Genomic DNA, 24,192 nt, shown 5'->3' on the forward strand with positions numbered 1-24,192 from the left:
ATGAGCGGTAGTTCCAAGAACCTCGACAAGCTCACTCCCAAGCAGCGCGCGCTGTACGAGTTGCTCCTCAAGGAGAAGAAGGGCCAGCTGCAGGCCTCGTCGGCCCAGGCACTCGAGCGGACCATTCCGCGTCGCGCCAGCACCGAGCCGGCGCCCGCGTCCTTCCCGCAGCAGCGGCTGTGGGTGGTGGATCAGCTCGAGGGCGGCCAGGCGTTCGCCTACAACGTCCACATCACCGTGCAGTTCACCGGCACATTGGACATCCCGCTGCTGGAGCGGTGCGTGAACCAGGTGGTGCGCCGGCACGAGTCGCTGCGCACGGTGTTCGCCGCGCGCGACGACGGGCTCCCCGTGCAGGTCGTCCTGCCGGAGCTGACGCTGAGCATCCCCGTGGAGGACATCTCCGCGCTGGCCAAGGAGGAGCAGGACGCGGAGGTGGAGCGCCGTACCAGCGAGGAGTCCCAGCGCCTGTTCGACCTGGCGAAGGGTCCGCTGCTGCGCGGCAAGGTACTGCGCCTGGGGCCCGACAACCACGTGGCGCTCGTCACCATGCACCACCTGGTGACGGACCGCTGGTCGCTGGGCGTCTTCGTGCGCGAGCTGATGGCGTTCTACGCCGCGGAGGTCACGGGACAATCGCCCGCGATTCCCGAGCTCGCCATCCAGTACTCGGACTTCGCGGAGTGGCAGCGCGAGCGGATGCAGGGCGAGCGGCTGCGCGTCGAGCTCGACTTCTGGAAGCAGCACCTGAAGACGCTGCCCGCGCCGCTGGAGCTGCCCACCGACAGGCCGCGTCCCGTGCGCCAGACGTACCGGGGCTCGCGTCAGTTCGTCACGCTCCCGGTGGCGCTCACACGCGCGCTGAAGGAAGTGAGCCAGCAGGAGGGCGCCACCCTCTTCATGACGTTGCTGGCGACGTTCCAGACGCTGATGCACCGTCACTCGCGGCAGACGGACATCACCGTCGGCTCTCCCATCGCCGGCCGCAACGTGCCGGAGCTGGAGTCGTTGATCGGCTTCTTCGTCAACACGCTGGTGCTGCGCAACGACCTGGGCGGCAACCCCACCTTCCGCGAGCTGCTGCGCCGCGCGAAGGACGTGTGCATGGCGGCGTACGCGCACCAGGAGCTGCCGTTCGAGAAGCTCGTCGAGGAGCTGCAGCCTCCGCGCGACCTGAGCCGTCACCCGCTGTTCCAGGTGATGTTCAGCTTCCAGAACACCCCGCGCCAGGACCTGTCCATGCCGGGACTCCAGTCCACGTATCTGCTCGTGGACCCGGGCTCGGCCAAGTTCGACCTGCTGCTGGAGCTGCGCGAGGACCGGCCGGACGAGATCTTCGGTTGGCTCGAGTACAACACCGACCTCTTCGACGTGACGACGGTCCAGCGGCTGCGTGGGCACTTCTACACGCTGCTCGGCGCGGTGGCCGCCAACCCGGACACCCGTCTGTCCGAGCTGCCGTTGCTCACCCAGGATGAGCACGTCCAGTTGCTCTCCGACTTCCAGGGCGAGCACGTCCGCTACCCCGAGGACGCCACCCTCCACTCCCTCTTCGAGGCCCAGGCCCTCCGCACGCCTCACGCCGAAGCCCTCCGCTTCGAGGGCGCGTCTCTCTCCTACGCTCAGCTCGACGCCCGCTCCAACCAGCTCGCCCACCACCTGCGCTCCCTCGGCGCCCGCCCGGGCCTCCTCGTCGCCGTCTGCCTCGAGCGCTCCCTCGACCTCGTCGTCTCACTCCTCGCCGTCCTCAAGTCCGGCGCCGCCTACGTCCCCCTCGACCCCGCCTACCCGCGCGAGCGTCTCGCCGGCATGCTCGAGGACGCCCAGGCCCCCGTCCTCCTCACCCACTCACGCCTGACCTCCGTCCTGCCTCAGCACGCCTCCCAGGTGCTCTGCCTCGACACCCAGTGGGACGCCGTCTCCCGTCAGTCCTCCGCCTCCCCCGCCCCTCTCGCGGGCCCGGACTCCCTCGCCTACGTCATCTTCACCTCGGGCTCCACCGGCCGCCCCAAGGGCGCCATGAACGCCCACTCCGGTGTCGTCAACCGCCTCCTCTGGATGCAGCAGCAGTACTCCCTCACCGCCCTCGACACCGTCCTCCAGAAGACTCCCTTCAGCTTCGACGTCTCCGTCTGGGAGTTCTTCTGGCCCCTTCTCACCGGCGCTCGCCTCGTCCTCGCCAGGCCCGGCGGACACCAGGACCCCGCCTACCTCGTCCGCCTCCTCTCCGACGAGCGCGTCTCCACCGTCCACTTCGTCCCCTCCATGCTCCGCGCCTTCCTCGAGGAGCCGGGGCTCGACTCCCTCAATCACCTGCGCCGCGTCCTCTGCTCCGGTGAGGCACTCCCCGCGGACCTCGTCCACCGCGCCCACTCGCGCCTTCACCCCTCCTCCGAGCTCCACAACCTCTACGGCCCCACCGAGGCCGCCGTCGACGTCTCCTTCTTCCACTGCGCTCGCGGCTCCTCCCTCTCCTCCATCCCCATCGGCAGGCCCGTCGCCAACACCCGCCTCTACGTCCTCGACTCCCAGGGGCAACCCGCCCCCGTCGGTGTCCCGGGCGAGCTCTTCATCGGCGGTGTCCAGGTCGGCCTCGGCTACTGGCGCTCCCCTCACCTCACCGCAGAGCGCTTCATCCCCGATGCCTTCAGCGATTCTCCCGGCGCGCGCCTCTACCGCACCGGTGACCTCGCTCGCTGGCTCCCCGACGGCACCCTCGAGTACCTCGGCCGCTCCGACTTCCAGGTCAAGCTGCGTGGCTTCCGCATCGAGCTCGGTGAAGTCGAGAACGCGCTGCGTTCGGTTCCGTCCGTCTCCGATGCGGTCGTCACCGTGCGCGACGAGGCGCGTCTCGTCGCCTATCTCGTCTCCACGTCACAGGACGCCTCGGCCCTCCGGGATGCGCTCTCCCAGCGCCTGCCCGAGTACATGGTGCCGTCCGCGTTCGTCTTCCTCGACGCGCTCCCGCTGAGCCCCAGCGGCAAGGTGGACCGCAAGGCGCTCCCCGCGCCTGACTTCGTCCCTGTCGCGCGGGAGTTCGTCGCGCCTCGCACGCCGACGGAGCAGTTGCTTGCGTCCCTGTTCGCCTCGGTCCTCCGGGTCGAGCAGGTCGGTGCCACCGACCACTTCTTCGAGCTGGGTGGACACTCGCTGTTGGGAACGCGGTTGGTTGCGCAGCTGCGCTCCGCCACGGGCGTCACGTTGCCGTTGCGGGACCTCTTCGAGGCGCCGACAGTAGAGCTGCTCGCGAAGCGGCTCGGAGCGCTGTCGCAGGGGGAATCCGACGGCGCGGCGAAGCTGGCGCCTGTCTCTCGGGCGGGTGCGATTCCGCTGTCGTTCGCGCAGCAACGCCTGTGGTTCCTGGATCAGCTCCAGCCCGGCACTGCGTCGTACAACCTGCCCGCGGCGCTGCGACTGGAGGGCTCGCTGGATGTCGCGGCCCTGAGGCAGGCGCTGCGCGCGCTCGTTCAGCGCCATGAGGTGCTGCGCACGCACTTCGTCGTTCGTGATTCACAGCCCCTCCAGGTCATCCGGCCCGAAGCCGAGGTCGAGCTGCCCGTGGTGGAGCTCGCTGGGTTGGATGGACAGCCGCGCGAGGAGGAAGCGCGTCGACTGATGCGCGAAGAGGCGCTCCGTCCGTTCGACCTGGCTCGTGGACCGCTGGTCCGAGCCTCTCTGTTGCGGCTGGATGCGCGACAGCATCTGCTGCTCGTCACCGTCCACCACATCATCTCGGATGGATGGTCCACGGAGATCATGGTCCGTGAGCTGGGGGCCTTCTACCGCCAGTTCTCCGGTGGAGAAGCCGCGCAGCTCGCGTCGCTCCCCATCCAGTACGCGGACTTCTCCGTCTGGCAGCGGCAGTGGCTCGACGGTGAGAGGCTCCGGGGCGAGTTGGATTGGTGGAGGGAACAGCTGACGGGTGCGCCGTCGGCGTTGGAGCTGCCCACGGACAGGCCGCGTCCGGCCGCGCAGACCGAGCGCGGCGCGGTGCTTCCGATCGAACTCTCCGGGAGTCTGAGCAACGCGGTGAAGGCGCTCGCGCAGCGCGAGGGGGCCACACCGTTCATGGTCCTGCTCGCGGCCTGGCAGCTCGTGCTCTCGCGATACTCGGGCCAGGACGACGTCTCCGTGGGCTCGCCCATCGCGAACCGCAACCGCGCGGAGACCGAGGGCCTGGTCGGATTCTTCGTCAACACGCTCGTCCTGCGCTCGCGCATCGACACGCAGCGCACGTTCCGTGAGCTGCTGGGACAGGTGCGTCTGAGCACCCTCGCCGCCTACGAGCACCAGGACGTCCCGTTCGAGAAGCTCGTCGAGGAACTGCAGCCCCAGCGTGACCTGAGCCGCTCGCCCCTGTTCCAGGTCACCCTCACCCTGCAGAACACGCCGAGCGCCACGCTGACGCTCCCCGGCATCACGCTCACGCAGCTTCCGCCGGAGCTGGAGACGTCGAAATTCGACATCAGCTTGCTGCTCGAGGAGGGCTCGGGCGGATTCGCGGGTGTCTTCAACTACAACACCGACCTGTTCGACGCAGCGACCATCGAGGGCCTGTCGCGCCACTTCTCCGTGCTGCTCACCGAGGCAGTCTCCACGCCCGACATGCAGCTCGCGCGGCTTCCGTTGCTCACGTCCGCCGAGAAGCAGCAGGTGCTCTCGACGTGGAACGAGACGGCCCGGGCGTATCCGCGCAGCGCGAGCGTGCATGCGCTGTTCGAACAGCAGGTGGTCCGTTCACCGGAGGCCGTCGCCGTTGTCTCCGGGGATGAGGCTGTCACCTACTCGCAGCTCGACGCGCGCTCCAACCAGCTCGCCCACCACCTGCGCGCCCTGGGTGTCCTCCCCGGCTCTCGCGTCGCGGTTCGCCTCGACCGCTCCACGGACCTCATCGTCTCCCTGCTGGCCATCCTCAAGGCCGGCGCGTCCTACGTCCCCCTCGACAAGGCCTGGCCCTCCGAGCGCCTCTCCTTCGTCCTCCGTGAGTCCGCCGCCGGCGTCCTCATCTCCCACTCCGACGTCGCGGACGACTTGCCTGCCTTTGGCGCCGTCCTCCTCCTCGTCGATGAGGAGGCCTCTCGCATCTCACGTCGGCCCACGACTGCGCTTGTTTCCGAAGTGACGGGCGATGACCTCGCCTACGTCATGTTCACCTCGGGCTCCACCGGCGAGCCCAAGGGTGTCTGTGTTCCCCACCGCGGCGTCACTCGCCTCGTCTCTTCTTCCTTCATCCACTTCGGCGCTTCGGAAGTCTGGCTCCACGCCGCTCCTGTCGCCTTCGACGCCTCCACCCTCGAAATCTGGGGTGCGCTCCTTCATGGCTCGAAGCTTGTCCTCGCGCCTCCCCACTCCCTCTCCCTGGAGGAGTTGGGGGCCGTCCTCTCCCGCGAGAAGGTCTCCTCTCTCTGGCTGACCGCTGCTCTCTTCGAGCAGATGGTTGCCCACCAGCCCGTCGCGCTCTCTGGCGTGCGCCAGTTGCTCGCCGGCGGTGACGTGCTGCCGCCTCACCGCGTCCGTGAGCACCTCGCCCGCCTCCCCGAAGGCCACGTCCTCGTCAACGGCTACGGCCCCACCGAGAACACCACCTTCTCCGCCACTCACTCCCTCCGCCACGGTGACGCTGTCTCCCGCTCCGTCCCCATCGGCTCGCCTCTCTCCAACTCCTCCGCCTTCGTCCTCGACTCCGCCTTCCAGCCGCTGCCTCCTGGCGTCCCGGGCGAGCTCTTCGTCGGTGGCGACGGCCTGGCTTGGGGCTACCTCAACCGCGCGGACCTCACCGCCGAGCGCTTCGTCCCTCACCCCTTCAGCAGCGCCCCCGGTGCTCGCCTCTACCGCACTGGCGACAAGGCTCGCTGGCTCTCTGACGGCACCCTCGAGTTCCTCGGCCGCAACGACTTCCAGGTGAAGATTCGTGGCTTCCGCATCGAGCTCGGCGAAGTCGAGGCCGCTCTGCGCCTCTTCTCCGGCATCCAGGACGCCGTCGTCCTCGCTCGTGAGGACGTCCCCGGTGACAAGCGCCTCGTCGCCTACTTCATCGCCGCAGAAGCGCAGTCCGTCGACACCACCTCGCTCAAGGCCTTCCTCCAGCAGCGACTGCCCGAGTACATGGTGCCCTCGGCTTTCGTTTCGCTGTCGGCCTTCCCCCTCTCCGCCAACGGCAAGCTCGACAGGAAGTCTCTGCCTGCTCCTGACTTCGCCTCGGCCTCTTCCGCCGACGAATTCGTCGAGCCTTCCACTCCCGCACAGGCCCGTCTCGCCTCCATCTTCGCCGACGTCCTCGGCCTGGAGCGCGTCAGCCTCCACGGCGACTTCTTCGAGCTCGGTGGCCACTCCCTCCTCGCCACCCAGGTCGTCTCTCGCATCCGCTCCGCCTTCAGCGTCGAACTGCCCCTCGGTGAGCTCTTCGCCGCGCCCACCGTCGCGCTCCTCGCTCAGCGCCTCGACCAGAACGGCTCCGCTTCCCTCCAGCCTCCTCTCGTCCCTGTCGACCGCTCCCAGCCGCTGCCTCTCTCCTTCGCTCAGCAGCGCCTCTGGTTCCTCGACCAGCTCCAGCCCGGCTCCTCCACCTACAACATCCCCTGGGTCCTCAAGCTCTCTGGCGCACTCGATGTGAACGCGCTGCGCCTCTCCCTCAACTCGCTCATCCAGCGACATGAGGCTTTGCGTACTCGCTTCGCCGTTCACGAGGGTCAGCCCGTCCAGCTCATCGACCGGGACTTCTCTCTGGAACTGCCGGTCACCGACCTCTCCTCGCGCTCGGAACAGGAGCGAGAGGCCGAGGCCCAGCGGTTGGCCTCGCAGGAGGCACTGCGTCCGTTCGACCTCGCGCAGGGGCCCGTGGTCAGGGCGTCACTCGTCCGCCTGACCGCATCGCAGCATCTGCTGCTCGTCACCGTTCACCACATCGCGTCCGACGGCTGGTCCATTGCCGTCATCCTGCGCGAACTCGCAGCCCTCTACCGTCAGTTCTCCGGGGGAGAGGCCGCGCAGCTCGCCCCCCTGCCCATCCAGTACGCCGACTTCTCCGTCTGGCAGCGCCAGTGGCTCCACGGCGACGTCCTCGCCTCTGAGCTCGGCTGGTGGCGTCAGCAGCTCTCGGGCGCCGCTTCCGCGCTCGAGCTGCCCACTGACAAGCCTCGCCCCGCCGTTCAGTCCTACCGCGGCGCCGTGCTCCCCATCGAGCTCTCTCGGGAACTCACTCAGGCCGTCAAGGCCCTGGCCCAGCGCGAGGGCGCCACGCCCTTCATGGTCCTGCTGGCTTCCTTCCAGCTCCTGCTCTCCAAGTACTCTGGACAGGACGACATCTCGGTCGGCTCCCCCGTCGCCAACCGCAACCGCTCCGAGACCGAAGGCCTCATCGGCTTCTTCGTCAACACGCTCGTCTTCCGCGCCCGGATCGATGGCAGGCAGTCCTTCCGCGAACTGCTGGGACAGGTGCGCCTGAACACCCTCGCGGCTTATGAGCATCAGGATGTCCCCTTCGAGAAGCTCGTCGAGGAACTCCAGCCCCAGCGTGACCTGAGCCGCTCCCCGCTCTTCCAGGTCACCCTCACGCTGCAGAACGCACCCGAGGCCGCCCTCGCGCTCTCGGGCCTGGTGCTCGAGCCGGTCCCCGCTGAAATCAACACATCGAAGTATGACTTCAGCCTGTTGTTCGATGAAGGCGACCGGTTCTCGGGCGTCCTCAACTACAACACCGACCTGTTCGAAGCGGCCACCATGCAGGGCCTGCTTCGCCACTTCACCGTGCTGCTCGAGACGGCCGTCTCTCGGCCCGAGCAGTCTCTGAGCACGCTCTCGGCACTGAGTGCTCACGAGAAGCAGCAGGTGCTCTCGACGTGGAACGAGACGGCCCGGGCGTATCCGCGCAGCGCGAGCGTGCATGCGCTGTTCGAGCAGCAGGTGGTCCGTTCGCCGGAGGCCGTCGCCGTTGTCTCCGGGGATGAGGCTGTCACCTACTCGCAGCTCGACACGCGCTCCAATCAGCTCGCCCACCACCTGCGCGCCCTCGGTGTCCTCCCTGGCTCTCGCGTCGCGGTCCGCCTCGACCGCTCCGCTGACCTCATCGTCTCCCTGCTGGCCATCCTCAAGGCCGGCGCGGCCTACGTCCCCCTCGACAAGGCCTGGCCTTCCGAGCGCCTCTCCTTCGTCCTTCGTGAGTCCGGCGCCGGCGTCCTCATCTCCCACTCCGACGTCGCAGACGACTTGCCTGCCTTCGGCGCCGTCCTCCTCCTCGTCGATGAGGAGGCCTCTCGCATCTCACGTCGCCCCACGACTGCGCTGCCCTCTGACGTCTCCGGCGATGACCTCGCCTACGTCATGTTCACCTCAGGCTCCACCGGCGAGCCCAAGGGTGTCTGCGTTCCTCACCGCGGCGTCACTCGCCTCGTCTCTTCTTCCTTCATCCACTTCGGTGCCTCCGAAGTCTGGCTCCACGCCGCTCCCGTCGCCTTCGACGCCTCCACCCTCGAAATCTGGGGGGCCCTGCTCCACGGCTCGAAGCTCGTCCTCGCGCCTCCTCACTCCCTCTCCCTGGAGGAGTTGGGGGCCGTCCTCTCCCGCGAGAAGGTCTCCTCTCTCTGGCTGACCGCGGCTCTCTTCGAGCAGATGGTTGCCCACCAGCCCGTCGCCCTCTCTGGCGTGCGCCAGTTGCTCGCCGGCGGCGACGTGCTGCCTCCTCACCGCGTCCGTGAGCACCTCGCCCGCCTCCCCGAAGGCCACGTCCTCGTCAACGGCTACGGCCCCACCGAGAACACCACCTTCTCCGCCACCCACGCCCTTCGCCACGGTGACGCTGTCTCCCGCTCCGTCCCCATCGGCTCGCCTCTCTCCAACTCCTCCGCCTTCGTCCTCGACTCCTCCTTCCAGCCGCTTCCTCCGGGCGTTCCCGGAGAGCTCTTCGTCGGCGGCGACGGCCTGGCTTGGGGTTACCTCAACCGCGCCGACCTCACCGCCGAGCGCTTCGTCCCTCACCCCTTCAGCAGCTCGCCCGGTGCTCGCCTCTACCGCACTGGCGACAAGGCTCGCTGGCTCTCTGACGGCACCCTCGAGTTCCTCGGCCGCAACGACTTCCAGGTGAAGATTCGTGGCTTCCGCATCGAGCTCGGCGAAGTCGAGGCCGCTCTGCGTCTCTTCTCCGGCATCCAGGACGCCGTCGTCCTCGCTCGTGAGGATGTCCCTGGCGACAAGCGCCTCGTCGCCTACTTCACCTCTGGCGACTCTTCCGTCGATACCACCGCGCTCAAGGGCTTCCTCCAGCAGCGGCTGCCCGAGTACATGGTGCCCTCGGCTTTCGTCTCGCTGTCGGCCTTCCCCCTCTCCGCCAACGGCAAGCTCGACAGGAAGTCTCTGCCTGCTCCTGACTTCGCCTCGGCCTCTTCCGCCGACGAATTCGTCGAGCCTTCCACTCCCGCACAGGCTCGTCTCGCTTCCATCTTCGCCGACGTCCTCGGCCTGGAGCGCGTCAGCCTCCACGGCGACTTCTTCGAGCTCGGTGGCCACTCCCTCCTCGCCACCCAGGTCGTCTCTCGCATCCGCTCCGCCTTCAGCGTCGAACTGCCTCTCGGTGAGCTCTTCGCCGCGCCCACCGTCGCGCTCCTCGCTCAGCGCCTCGACCAGCACGGCTCCGCTTCCCGCCAGCCTCCTCTCCTCCCTGTCGACCGCTCCCAGCCGCTGCCTCTCTCCTTCGCTCAGCAGCGCCTCTGGTTCCTCGACCAGCTCCAGCCCGGCTCCTCCACCTACAACATCCCCTGGGTCCTCAAGCTCTCCGGCGCACTCGACTCCTCCGCTCTCCTCAAGTCCCTCCAGGCTCTGACTCAACGCCACGAGGTCCTTCGCACTCGCTTCTCCACGCACGAAGGACAGCCCGTCCAAATCATCCAGGACGATCTCCGGCTCGAACTGCCTTTGGTGGATCTGCGAGGCATCGCGCCTGCACAGCAGGAGGCCACCACCGAGCGACTCACGCGGGAAGAGGCCTCGCGACCGTTCGACCTGGCCCGAGGGCCACTGGTCCGTGCCTCACTCATCCGCACGGATGACGAGCAGCATCTGCTGCTCGTCACCGTCCACCACATCATCTCGGACGGTTGGTCCATCGCGGTCATGGTCCGCGAGCTGGGTGCGTATTACCGCGAGTACTCGGGCGGAGAGGCCGCGCAGCTCGCCCCCCTGCCCATCCAGTACGCCGACTTCTCCGTCTGGCAGCGCCAGTGGCTCCACGGCGACGTCCTCGCCTCCGAGCTCGACTGGTGGCGTCAGCAGCTCTCGGGCGCCGCTTCCGCGCTCGAGCTGCCCACTGACAAGCCTCGCCCCGCCGTTCAGTCCTACCGCGGCGCCGTGCTCCCCATCGAGCTCTCTCGGGAACTCACTCAGGCCGTCAAGGCCCTGGCCCAGCGCGAGGGCGCCACGCCCTTCATGGTCCTGCTGGCTTCCTTCCAGCTCCTGCTCTCCAAGTACTCTGGACAGGACGACATCTCGGTCGGCTCCCCCGTCGCCAACCGCAACCGCTCCGAGACCGAAGGTCTCATCGGTTTCTTCGTCAATACACTGGTCCTGCGTGCGCGAATCGAAGGACAGCGTTCGTTCCGCGAGCTGTTGGGACAGGTGCGCCTGAGCACGCTCTCCGCCTACGAGCACCAGGACGTTCCCTTCGAGAAGCTCGTCGAGGAACTCCAGCCTCAGCGCGACCTCAGCCGTTCCCCTTTGTTCCAGGTCTCGTTGACCCTGCAGAACGCGCCGGAGTCATCTCTGGCGCTCTCGGGACTCGACATCACGGCGCTGCCAGCCGAGATCAACACGTCGAAGTTCGACTTCAGCCTCTTGTTCACGGAGGCCGAGCAGCTCTCGGGCATCATCAACTACAACACCGATCTGTTCGAAGCGGCCACCATGAAGGGCCTGCTCCGTCACTTCACCGTGTTGCTCGAGGCCGCGGTCACTCGCCCCGATCTGACGCTGGATGACCTGCCCATCATCTCCACGGAGGAGAAGGTACAGGTCCTCACGAGCTGGAGTGGCACTGCCGTCGAGTATCCGCGCAACGCGAGCGTGCATGCGCTGTTCGAACAGCAGGTGCTCCGTTCGCCGGAGGCCGTCGCCGTTGTCTCCGGGGATGAGGCTGTCACCTACTCGCAGCTCGACGCGCGCTCCAACCAGCTCGCCCACCACCTGCGCGCCCTGGGTGTCCTCCCCGGCTCTCGCGTCGCGGTTCGCCTCGACCGCTCCACGGACCTCATCGTCTCCCTGCTGGCCATCCTCAAGGTCGGCGCGGCCTACGTCCCCCTCGACAAGGCATGGCCCTCCGAGCGCCTCTCCTTCGTCCTCCGTGAGTCCGCCGCCGGCGTCCTCATCTCCCACTCCGACGTCGCGGATGACTTGCCGGCCTTCGGCGCCGTCCTCCTCCTCGTCGATGAGGAGGCCTCTCGCATCTCACGTCGCCCCACGACTGCGCTTGCTTCCGAAGTGACAGGCGATGACCTCGCCTACGTCATGTTCACCTCGGGCTCCACCGGCGAGCCCAAGGGTGTCTGCGTCCCTCACCGCGGCGTCACTCGCCTCGTCTCTTCTTCCTTCATCCACTTCGGCGCTTCGGAAGTCTGGCTCCACGCCGCTCCTGTCGCCTTCGACGCCTCCACCCTCGAAATCTGGGGTGCGCTCCTTCATGGCTCGAAGCTTGTCCTCGCGCCTCCCCACTCCCTCTCCCTGGAGGAGTTGGGTGCCGTCCTCTCCCGCGAGAAGGTCTCCTCTCTCTGGCTGACGGCGGCCCTCTTCGAGCAGATGGTTGCCCACCAGCCTTCTGCTTTGGCGGGTGTCCGCCAGTTGCTCGCTGGTGGTGACGTGCTGCCGCCTCACCGCGTCCGTGAGCACCTCGCTCGCCTCCCCGAAGGCCACGTCCTCGTCAACGGCTACGGCCCTACCGAGAACACCACCTTCTCCGCCACTCACTCCCTCCGCCACGGTGACGAAGTCTCCCGCTCCGTCCCCATCGGCTCGCCTCTCTCCAACTCCTCCGCCTTCGTCCTCGACTCCGCCTTCCAGCCGCTTCCTCCGGGCGTCCCGGGCGAGCTCTTCGTCGGTGGTGACGGCCTGGCTTGGGGCTACCTCAACCGCGCCGACCTCACCGCCGAGCGCTTCGTCCCCCATCCCTTCAGCAGCGCCCCCGGTGCTCGCCTCTACCGCACCGGCGACAAGGCTCGCTGGCTCTCCGACGGCACCCTCGAGTTCCTCGGCCGCAACGACTTCCAGGTGAAGATTCGTGGCTTCCGCATCGAGCTGGGTGAAGTCGAGGCCGCTCTGCGCCTCTTCTCCGGCATCCAGGAGGCCGTCGTCCTCGCTCGTGAGGATGTCCCCGGCGACAAGCGCCTCGTCGCCTACTTCACCTCAGGCGACTCTTCCGTCGATACCACCGCGCTCAAGGGTTTCCTCCAGCAACGACTGCCCGAGTACATGGTGCCCTCGGCTTTCGTTTCGCTGTCGGCCTTCCCTCTCTCTGCCAACGGCAAGCTCGACCGCAAGGCACTCCCTGCTCCTGACTTCGCCTCGGCCTCTTCCGCCGACGAATTCGTCGAGCCTTCCACTCCCGCACAGGCTCGTCTCGCTTCCATCTTCGCCGACGTCCTCGGCCTGGAGCGCGTCAGCCTCCACGGCGACTTCTTCGAGCTCGGTGGCCACTCCCTCCTCGCCACCCAGGTCGTCTCTCGCATCCGCTCCGCCTTCAGCGTCGAGCTGCCTCTTGGTGAGCTCTTCGCCGCCCCCACCGTCGCGCTCCTCACTCAGCGTCTGGAGCAGCACGGTTCCGCTTCCCGTCAGCCTCCTCTCGTCCCTGTCGACCGCTCCCAGCCGCTGCCTCTCTCCTTCGCTCAGCAGCGCCTCTGGTTCCTCGACCAGCTCCAGCCCGGCTCCTCCACCTACAACATCCCCTGGGCCCTCAAGCTCTCCGGCTCACTCGATGTCAGCGCGCTGCATCAGTCGCTCAACGCGCTCCTCGCGCGCCACGAGGTGCTCCGCACTCACTTCGCGGTCCACGACGGTCAGCCCGTTCAGGTCATCCGTCCTGATGTTCAGCTCGATCTTCCTGTCGTCGACCTGCGTCGCTTGGATCCGGCCGCTCGCGAGACCGAAGCACAAGCGATGATGCGACAGGAGGCCCAGCACTCCTTCAACCTCGCTCAGGGCCCTCTTGTTCACGCGACCTTGGTGAGGATGAGCGATGAGGAGTACCTCCTCCTCGTCACCGCCCATCACATCATCTCCGACGGTTGGTCCATCTCCGTCATCGCCCGAGAGATCGCGGCCTTCTACCGTCAGTTCTCCAGTGGAGAGGCCGCGCAGCTCGCTCCCCTGCCCATCCAGTACGCCGACTTCTCCGTCTGGCAGCGCCAGTGGCTCCACGGCGACGTCCTCGCCTCGGAGATCGACTGGTGGCGCAAGCAACTCGCCGGCGCTTCCACTTCTCTCGAGCTACCCACGGACAGGCCCCGGCCCGCCATCCAGACGTACGGTGGCGCCGTCGTGCCTGTGGCACTCTCCAAGCACCTCAGCACCCAGGTGAAGGAACTGGCCCAGCGCGAGGGCGCCACGCCCTTCATGGTCTTGCTGGCTTCCTTCCAGCTCCTGCTCTCTCGCTACTCGGGACAGGACGACGTCTCGGTCGGCTCGCCCGTCGCCAACCGAAACCGCTCCGAGACGGAGGGCCTCATCGGCTTCTTCGTCAACACCCTCGTCTTCCGTTCACGCCTGGATGGCAGGCAGTCCTTCCGTGAGCTGCTGGGACAGGTGCGCCTGAACACCCTCGCGGCCTACGAGCACCAGGATGTCCCCTTCGAGAAGCTCGTCGAGGAACTCCAGCCTCAGCGTGACCTCAGCCGTTCGCCCCTGTTCCAGGTCACGCTCACGCTCCAGAACGCACCCGAGGGGGCTCTGACGCTTCCCGGGCTCAGCCTCGACGCCCTCCCGCCCAGCATCGAGACGTCCAAGTACGACTTCAGCCTTCTCCTCGACGAAGGAAGCGAAGGCTTCTCGGGCATCATCAACTACAACACCGATCTGTTCGAAGCGGCCTCGATGGAGCGCCTCGCTCGTCACTACGCGGTGCTCCTCGATGGGCTTCTCACCAGCCCCGACAGACAGCTCGGCCTCGTGTCGATGCTCACACCGGCAGAGAAGCAACTGCTCCCCGCATGGAACGGTGCGCAGTCCGCCTACTCGCGCGATGCCAGCATCCACTCGCTCTTCGAACAGCAGGTGGTCCGTTCACCGGAGGCCGTCGCCGTTGTCTCCGGGGATGAGGCTGTCACCTACTCGCAGCTCGACGCGCGCTCCAACCAGCTCGCCCACCACCTGCGCGCCCTCGGTGTCCTCCCTGGCTCTCGCGTCGCGGTCCGCCTCGACCGCTCCGCTGACCTCATCGTCTCCCTGCTGGCCATCCTCAAGGCCGGCGCGGCCTACGTCCCCCTCGACAAGGCCTGGCCCTCCGAGCGCCTCTCCTTCGTCCTCCGTGAGTCCGCTGCCGGCGTCCTCATCTCCCACTCCGACGTCGCGGACGACTTGCCGGCCTTCGGCGCCGTCCTCCTCCTCGTCGATGAGGAGGCCTCTCGCATCTCACGTCGCCCCACGACTGCGCTTGCTTCCGAAGTGACAGGCGATGACCTCGCCTACGTCATGTTCACCTCGGGCTCCACCGGCGAGCCCAAGGGTGTCTGCGTCCCTCACCGCGGCGTCACTCGCCTCGTCTCTTCTTCCTTCATCCACTTCGGTGCCTCCGAAGTCTGGCTCCACGCCGCTCCCGTCGCCTTCGACGCCTCCACCCTCGAAATCTGGGGTGCGCTCCTTCACGGCTCCAAGCTCGTCCTCGCGCCTCCCCACTCCCTCTCCCTGGAGGAGTTGGGGGCCGTCCTCTCCCGCGAGAAGGTCTCCTCTCTCTGGCTGACCGCGGCTCTCTTCGAGCAGATGGTTGCCCACCAGCCCGTCGCCCTCTCTGGCGTGCGCCAGTTGCTCGCCGGCGGCGACGTGCTGCCTCCTCACCGCGTCCGTGAGCACCTCGCCCGCCTCCCCGAAGGCCACGTCCTCGTCAACGGCTACGGCCCCACCGAGAACACCACCTTCTCCGCCACCCACGCCCTTCGCCACGGTGACGCTGTCTCCCGCTCCGTCCCCATCGGCTCGCCTCTCTCCAACTCCTCCGCCTTCGTCCTCGACTCCTCCTTCCAGCCGCTTCCTCCGGGCGTTCCCGGAGAGCTCTTCGTCGGCGGCGACGGCCTGGCTTGGGGTTACCTCAACCGCGCCGACCTCACCGCCGAGCGCTTCGTCCCTCACCCCTTCAGCAGCTCGCCCGGTGCTCGCCTCTACCGCACTGGCGACAAGGCTCGCTGGCTCTCCGACGGCACCCTCGAGTTCCTCGGCCGCAACGACTTCCAGGTGAAGATTCGTGGCTTCCGCATCGAACTGGGTGAAGCCGAGGCCGCTCTGCGTCTCTTCTCCGGCATCCAGGAGGCCGTCGTCCTCGCTCGTGAGGACGTCCCCGGTGACAAGCGCCTCGTCGCCTACTTCACCTCTGGCGCCTCTTCCGTCGACACCACCTCGCTCAAGGCCTTCCTCCAGCAGCGGCTGCCCGAGTACATGGTGCCCTCGGCTTTCGTCTCGCTGTCGGCCTTCCCCCTCTCCGCCAACGGCAAGCTCGACAGGAAGTCTCTGCCTGCTCCTGACTTCGCCTCGGCCTCTTCCGCCGACGAATTCGTCGAGCCTTCCACTCCCGCACAGGCCCGTCTCGCTTCCATCTTCGCCGACGTCCTCGGCCTGGAGCGCGTCAGCCTCCACGGCGACTTCTTCGAGCTCGGTGGCCACTCCCTCCTCGCCACCCAGGTCGTCTCTCGCATCCGCTCCGTCTTCAGCGTCGAACTGCCCCTCGGTGAGCTCTTCGCCGCGCCCACCGTCGCGCTCCTCGCTCAGCGCCTCGAGCAGCACGGCTCCGCTTCCCGTCAGCCGCCTCTCGTCCCCGTCGACCGCTCCCAGCCGCTGCCTCTCTCCTTCGCTCAGCAGCGTCTCTGGTTCCTCGACCAGCTCCAGCCCGGCTCCTCCACCTACAACATCCCCTGGGCCCTCAAGCTCTCCGGCTCACTCGATGTCAGCGCGCTGCGCCAGTCGCTCAACGCACTCCTCGCTCGCCACGAGGTGCTCCGTACTCACTTCGCGGTCCACGACGGTCAGCCCGTTCAGCTCATTCGTCCTGACGTTCGACTCGATCTGCCTGTCATCGACCTGCGAGGACTGGAGCCCGCGGCTCGCGAAACCGAAGCCGAACGACTGACGCGCGCGGAGGCGCTGTACTCGTTCGACATGTCCCGCGGTCCGCTCGTGCACGCGTCACTGGTGCGACTGAGCGACGAGGACTACCTGCTCCTCGTCACCGCCCACCACATCATCTCGGATGGTTGGTCCATCGCGGTCATCACGCGGGAAATCGCCGCCTTCTACCGCCAGTTCTCCGGTGGAGAAGCCGCGCAGCTCGCGCCCCTGCCCATCCAGTACGCTGACTTCTCCGTCTGGCAGCGCCAGTGGCTCCATGGCGACGTCCTCGCCTCGGAGATCGACTGGTGGCGCAAGCAGCTCGCGGACGCTTCTCCGGCGCTGGAGCTACCCACGGACAGGCCTCGTCCCGCCATCCAGACTTACGGCGGCGCCGTCGTGCCTGTGGCGCTCTCCAAGCACCTCAGCACCCAGGTGAAGGAGCTGGCCCAGCGCGAAGGTGCCACGCCCTTCATGGTCCTGCTGGCCTCCTTCCAGCTCCTGCTCTCTCGCTACTCAGGACAGGACGACATCTCCGTGGGTTCGCCCATCGCGAACCGCAACCGCTCCGAGACGGAGGGCCTCATCGGCTTCTTCGTCAACACCCTCGTCCTGCGCTCACGCATCGACGCGCGGCGTTCATTCCGCGAGCTGCTGGGACAGGTGCGCCTGAACACCCTCGCGGCCTACGAGCACCAGGACATCCCGTTCGAGAAGCTCGTCGAGGAATTGCAGCCGCAGCGCGACCTCAGCCGTTCGCCCCTGTTCCAGGTCACGCTCACGCTTCAGAACGCTCCGGAAGAGGCACTGACGCTCCCTGGAGTCACGCTGGGTGGCGTGCCTCCGAGCATCGAGACGTCCAAGTACGACTTCAGCCTCCTCCTCGAAGAGGGCAAGGACGGCTTCTCCGGCATCATCAACTACAACACCGACCTGTTCGACGCGACCTCGATGGAGCGCCTCGCACAGCACTTCTCGGTGCTCTTGATCGAGGTCGTCTCTTCACCGGAGACGCAGCTCCGCCAGATTCCGCTGCTCACGTCCGCCGAGAAGCAGGCCGTGCTCTCGACGTGGAACAACACCGTCACGGATTACCCGCGCAACGCGAGCGTGCATTCGCTGTTCGAGCAGCAGGTGGCCCGTTCACCCGACGCAGTCGCTGTTGTCTCGGGGAATGAGGCTGTCACCTACTCGCAGCTCGACACGCGCTCCAACCAGCTTGCCCACCACCTGCGCGCACTGGGTGTCCTCCCCGGCTCTCGCGTCGCTGTTCGCCTCGACCGCTCCGCGGACCTCATCGTCTCCCTGCTGGCCATCCTCAAGGCCGGCGCGTCCTACGTCCCTCTCGACAAGGCCTGGCCCTCCGAGCGCCTCTCCTTCGTCCTCCGCGAGTCCGGCGCAGGCGTCCTCGTCTCCCACTCCGACGTCGCAGACGACTTGCCGGCCTTCGGCGCCGTCCTCCTCCTCGTCGATGAAGAGGCCTCTCGCATCTCACGTCGCCCCACGACTGCGCTGCCCTCTGACGTCTCTGGCGACGACCTCGCCTACGTCATGTTCACCTCAGGCTCCACCGGCGAGCCCAAGGGTGTCTGCGTTCCCCACCGTGGCGTCACTCGCCTCGTCTCTTCTTCCTTCATCCACTTCGGTGCCTCCGAAGTCTGGCTCCACGCCGCTCCTGTCGCCTTCGACGCCTCCACCCTCGAAATCTGGGGGGCCCTGCTTCACGGCTCGAAGCTCGTCCTCGCGCCCCCCCACTCCCTCTCCCTGGAGGAGTTGGGTGCTGTCCTCTCCCGCGAGAAGGTCTCCTCTCTCTGGCTGACCGCGGCTCTCTTTGAGCAGATGGTTGCCCACCAGCCTTCTGCTTTGGCGGGCGTGCGCCAGTTGCTCGCCGGTGGTGACGTGCTGCCTCCTCACCGCGTCCGTGAGCACCTCGCCCGCCTCCCCGAAGGCCACGTCCTCGTCAACGGCTACGGCCCCACCGAGAACACCACCTTCTCCGCCACTCACGCCCTCCGCCACGGTGACGAAGTCTCCCGCTCCGTCCCCATCGGCTCGCCTCTCTCCAACTCCTCTGCCTTCGTTCTCGACTCCGCCTTCCAGCCGCTTCCTCCGGGCGTTCCCGGAGAGCTCTTCGTCGGTGGTGACGGCCTGGCTTGGGGCTACCTCAACCGCGCGGACCTCACCGCCGAGCGCTTCGTCCCTCACCCCTTCAGCAGCGCCCCCGGTGCTCGCCTCTACCGCACTGGCGACAAGGCTCGCTGGCTCTCCGACGGCACCCTCGAGTTCCTCGGCCGCAACGACTTCCAGGTGAAGATTCGTGGCTTCCGCATCGAGCTCGGCGAAGTCGAGGCCGCTCTGCGTCTCTTCTCCGGCATCCAGGAGGCCGTCGTCCTCGCTCGTGAGGACGTCCCTGGTGACAAGCGCCTCGTCGCCTACTTCACCGCCGCAGAAGAGCAGTCCGTCGATACCACCGCGCTCAAGGGTTTCCTCCAGCAACGACTGCCCGAGTACATGGTGCCCTCGGCTTTCGTCTCGCTGTCGGCCTTCCCCCTCTCCGCCAACGGCAAGCTCGACCGCAAGTCGCTCCCTGCTCCCGACTTCGCCTTGGCGGCTTCCGCTGACGAATTCGTCGAGCCTTCCACTCCCGCCCAGGCTCGCCTCGCCTCCATCTTCGCCGACGTCCTCGGCCTGGAGCGCGTCAGCCTCCACGGCGACTTCTTCGAGCTGGGTGGCCACTCTCTCCTCGCCACCCAGGTCGTCTCTCGCATCCGCTCCGCCCTCAGCGTCGAGCTGCCTCTCGGTGAGCTCTTCGCCGCCCCCACCGTCGCCCTCCTCGCTCAGCGCCTCGAGCAGCACGGCTCCGCTTCCCGCCAGCCTCCTCTCGTCCCTGTCGACCGCTCCCAGCCGCTGCCTCTCTCCTTCGCTCAGCAGCGCCTCTGGTTCCTCGACCAGCTCCAGCCCGGCTCCTCCACCTACAACATCCCCTGGGCCCTCAAGCTCTCCGGTTCACTCGACGTCAGCGCGCTGCATCAGTCGCTCAACGCGCTCCTCGCGCGCCACGAGGTGCTCCGCACTCACTTCGCGGTCCACGACGGCCAGCCCGTCCAGGTCATCCAGCCGGACTTCGTGCTGGAGATGCCGGTCATCGACCTGTCCGCCCTGCCCGCACAGGAGCGTGAGGCCGAGGCCCAGCGGTTGGCCTCCCAGGAGGCCGTGCGTCCGTTCGACCTGGCTCGGGGCCCCGTGGTCCGTGCCTCACTCGTCCGTCTGGATGCGCGGGAGCACAGGCTGCTCGTCACGATCCACCACATCGCGTCCGACGGCTGGTCCATCTCCGTCATGGTCCGCGAGCTGGCGGCCTTCTATCGCCAGTTCTCCGGCAACGAGCCCACGCAGCTCGCGCCGCTTCCCATCCAGTACGCCGACTTCTCCGTCTGGCAACGCCAGTGGCTGCACGGTGACGTGCTCGAGAAGGAGCTCGGCTGGTGGCGCAATCAGCTCGCGGGGGCTCCCGCCGCCATCGAGCTGCCCACCGACAGGCCTCGTCCCGCCGTCCAGACCTACAACGGCGCGGTCCTTCCGTTCACGCTCTCGACGGAGCTGACGCAGGCGGTGAAGGCGCTCGCGCAGCGGGAGAACGCGACGCCGTTCATGGTGCTGCTCGCTGGCTGGCAGGTCCTCCTGTCGCGCTACTCACGGCAGGACGACATCTCGGTGGGCTCGCCCATCGCCAACCGCAACCGCGCCGAGACGGAGGGCCTCATCGGCTTCTTCGTCAACACGCTGGTCCACCGCGCGCGCATCAACCCCGAGCACTCCTTCCGGGAGCTGCTCACCCACACGCGTGCGTCCACGCTCGCCGCGTTCGAGCACCAGGACATCCCCTTCGAGAAGCTCGTCGAGGAACTCCAGCCGCAGCGCGACCTCAGCCGCTCGCCGCTGTTCCAGGTGTCCTTCGTCTACCAGAACACTCCCGACGAGGACCTCGACCTCCCTGGCCTCGAGCTCGACGTCCTCACCTCCGAACTGCACTCCGCCAAGTTCGACCTCTTCCTCGGTATGAGCGAGGTTGGAGGCAAGCTGCAGGGCGCGCTGGACTACAACTCAGACCTGTTCGACGCCTCCACCGTGGAGCGCATGGCTCGCCACTTCACGAGCCTGCTCACCGAGGCGACCACACACGTCGACCAGCCGCTGCACAGCCTGAAGCTCCTCTCGGCCACCGAGACGCAGACCCTGCTCTCCGACTTCCAGGGCGAGCATGTCCGCTACCCCGAGGACGCCACCCTCCACTCCCTCTTCGAGGCCCAGGCCCTCCGCACGCCTCACGCCGAAGCCCTCCGCTTCGAGGGCGCGTCCCTCTCCTACGCTCAGCTCGACGCCCGCTCCAACCAGCTCGCCCACCACCTGCGCTCTCTCGGCGCCCGCCCGGGCCTGCTCGTCGCCGTCTGCCTCGAGCGCTCCCTCGACCTCGTCGTCTCACTCCTCGCCGTCCTCAAGTCCGGCGCCGCCTACGTCCCCCTCGACCCCGCCTACCCCCGCGAGCGTCTCGCCGGCATGCTCGAGGACGCCCAGGCTCCCGTCCTCCTCACCCACTCACACCTGACCTCCGTCCTGCCTCAGCACGCCTCCCAGGTGCTCTGCCTCGACACCCAGTGGGACGCCGTCTCCCTTCAGTCCTCCGCCTCTCCCTCCCCTCTCGCGGGCCCGGACTCCCTCGCCTACGTCATCTTCACCTCGGGCTCCACCGGCCGCCCCAAGGGCGCCATGAACGCCCACTCCGGTGTCGTCAACCGCCTCCTCTGGATGCAGCAGCAGTACTCCCTCACCGCCCTCGACACCGTCCTCCAGAAGACTCCCTTCAGCTTCGACGTCTCCGTCTGGGAGTTCTTCTGGCCCCTTCTCACCGGCGCTCGCCTCGTCCTCGCCAGGCCCGGCGGACACCAGGACCCCGCCTACCTCGTCCGCCTCCTCTCCGACGAGCGCGTCTCCACCGTCCACTTCGTCCCCTCCATGCTCCGCGCCTTCCTCGAGGAGCCGGGGCTCGACTCCCTCAATCACCTGCGCCGCGTCCTCTGCTCCGGTGAGGCACTCCCCGCGGACCTCGTCCACCGCGCCCACTCGCGCCTTCACCCCTCCTCCGAGCTCCACAACCTCTACGGCCCCACCGAGGCCGCCGTCGACGTCTCCTTCTTCCACTGCGCTCGCGGCTCCTCCCTCTCCTCCATCCCCATCGGCAGGCCCGTCGCCAACACCCGCCTCTACGTCCTCGACTCCCAGGGGCAACCCGCCCCCGTCGGTGTCCCGGGCGAGCTCTTCATCGGCGGTGTCCAGGTCGGCCTCGGCTACTGGCGCTCTCCTCACCTCACCGCAGAGCGCTTCATCCCCGACGCCTTCAGCGACTCTCCCGGCGCGCGCCTCTACCGCACCGGTGACCTCGCTCGCTGGCTCCCCGATGGCACCCTCGAGTACCTCGGCCGCTCCGACTTCCAGGTCAAGCTGCGTGGCTTCCGCATCGAGCTCGGTGAAGTCGAGAACGCGCTGCTCGCGCACCCGTCCGTGCGCGATGCCATCGTCACCGTGCGCGAAGACGTCGCGGGTGACGCACGCCTCGTCGCCTACGTCACGGGCGACGCGGAGTCGCTGACCCAGGCGCAGCTCCGCGCACACCTCGAACCTCGGCTGCCCGAGTACATGGTGCCCTCGGTCTTCATGCACCTGGCGGCCATGCCGCTGACGCCGAGTGGCAAGGCCGACCGCAGGGCACTCCCCGCGCCGGAGCGTCTCGCCACGGCCCGCGAATACACCGCGCCCCGCACGCCGACGGAGCAGCTCCTCGCATCCCTCTTCGCCTCCGTGCTCCACGTCGAGCGCGTCGGCGTCACCGACAGCTTCTTCGAGTTGGGCGGACACTCGCTCCTCGCCACGCAGCTCGTGTCGCGGGTGCGTCAGTCATTCGGCGTCGAGCTGCCGGTGCGGGCGCTCTTCGAGGCCTCCACGGTGGCCCAGCTCGCGACGCGCATCGAGTCCGCGCGTCAGGAGCGTCACGGCCTCCAGCTCCCGCCCTTGGCGCCCGTGCCGCGCACGGGGGAGCTGCCGCTCTCGTTCGCGCAGCAGCGCCTGTGGTTCCTCGACAAGCTCCAGCCGGACAGCCCGTTCTACAACATCCCCAGCGCGCTCCAGCTCGACGGGGCGCTGGACACCGAGGCCCTCACGCGCGCGCTCCGGGAGCTCGTGCGTCGCCACGAGTCGCTGCGCACCAGCTTCCATACTCGCGAGGACGGTGAGCCCGTCCAGCGCATCCATCCGGACGCCACGCTGTCGGTCTCCGTGGTGGACCTGGGCCAGCTGCCCGAGCAGGCACGCGAGGCCGAGGCCCAGAAGCTCGCGACGCTCGAAATCCAGAAGCCCTTCGACCTGACGCGCGCGCCGCTGGTGCGGGCCACGCTGCTGCGGCTCTCCGAGCAGCGTCACGTGCTGCTCGTCACCGTGCACCACATCGTCTCGGACGGTTGGTCCAGCGGCATCTTCGGCCGCGAGGTCGGCGAGCTGTACGCCGCGTTCTCGCGCGGCCTGCCGTCGCCGCTCGCCCCGCTGTCGCTCCAGTACGCCGACTACGCCGCCTGGCAGCGAAGCTGGCTGCGTGATGACGTCCTCGCCCAGCAGGTCGCCTGGTGGCGCGAGCACCTCTCGGGGGCGCCGCATGCCCTGGAGCTGCCCACGGACCGTCCTCGTCCGGCCGTGCAGTCGGCCCACGGCGCCAACCTGCCGGTGAGGCTCGGCGCGGAGCTCACCACCGCACTTCGCACCCTGTGCCAGCGCGAGGGCGTCACGCCCTTCATGGTGTTGTTGTCCGCCTTCAATGTCCTGCTCGCCCGCTACTCGGGTCAGGACGACATCGTCGTGGGCTCGCCCATCGCCAACCGGCAGCGGGCCGAGCTCGAGGGCATCATCGGCTTCTTCGTCAACACGCTCGCGCTCCGGACCCGGACGCGGATGGACATGACGTTCCGCAAGCTGCTCGCCCAGGTGCGAGAGTCCACGCTCGCCGCCTACGAGCACCAGGACGTCCCCTTCGAGAAGCTCATCGAGGAGCTCCAGCCGCAGCGCGACCTCAGCCGCTCGCCGCTCTTCCAGGCCATGCTCGGTCTGCAGACGGCCCGCGCCGAGGGCGTCCCGGCCGGAGCCCCTCGCAGCCTCGAGGTCGACAGCGGAACAGCCAAGTTCGACCTCTCGCTGCTGCTGGTCGACACCGGCGACGACATCCACGGTCTGCTCGAGTTCAACACGGACCTGTTCGACCGGAGCACGGCCCAGCGCATGGGTGAGCACCTCACCCGACTGCTCGCCTCGGCGGTCTCCGACGCGAGCCAGTCGCTCGCCCGACTGCCGCTGCTGAGCACCCACGAGCGTCAGCAGCTCCTCACGGAGTGGAACGACACGGCGCACGCGCCGCACGTGCCCGTGGCCATCCACCACCCCGTGGAGGTCCAGGCCGCGCGGACGCCCGAGGCCATCGCGGTCTCGGACGGCACGACGGCGCTCACCTACGCCCAGCTCGACGCGCGGGCCAACCAGCTCGCGCACGTGCTGCGTCAGCATGGTGTCTTCGCGGGCGCCACGGTCGGCATCTGCCTGGAGAAGTCGCTCGACATGGCGGTGGCGGTCCTCGCCACGCTGAAGGCCGGAGCGGCCTACCTGCCGCTCGACCCGAACTACCCTGCGGAGCGCCTCGCCTTCATGCTGGAGGACTCGGGTACGCGCGTCGTCCTGTCGCACTCCAGCCTCCGGGATTCGCTCCCGGTCGCCGGCTCCGTGCGGAACCTCCTCCTCGATATCGAGGCCGAGGTCATCACCACGAAGCCCACGCACGCGCTCACGGTGACGCTGTCGCCCGATGCGCCCGCG

1 protein-coding gene (running past one end of the window) is annotated in these 24,192 nt (G+C 68.0%); it reads left to right on the forward strand.

The window, feature by feature from the left end; genetic code table 11:
* On the forward strand, window positions 1-24,192 hold the 5' portion of the coding sequence (locus tag OWM54_RS01995) for a non-ribosomal peptide synthase/polyketide synthase (RefSeq protein WP_267696488.1). The gene runs 21,258 nt beyond the window's last position; only the first 24,192 of its 45,450 coding nucleotides appear in the window; its start codon is at window positions 1-3; the stop codon falls past the right edge of the window.

This window comes from Myxococcus sp. MISCRS1 (genome assembly GCF_026626605.1).
In the GTDB taxonomy this organism is placed as follows: domain Bacteria; phylum Myxococcota; class Myxococcia; order Myxococcales; family Myxococcaceae; genus Myxococcus; species Myxococcus fulvus.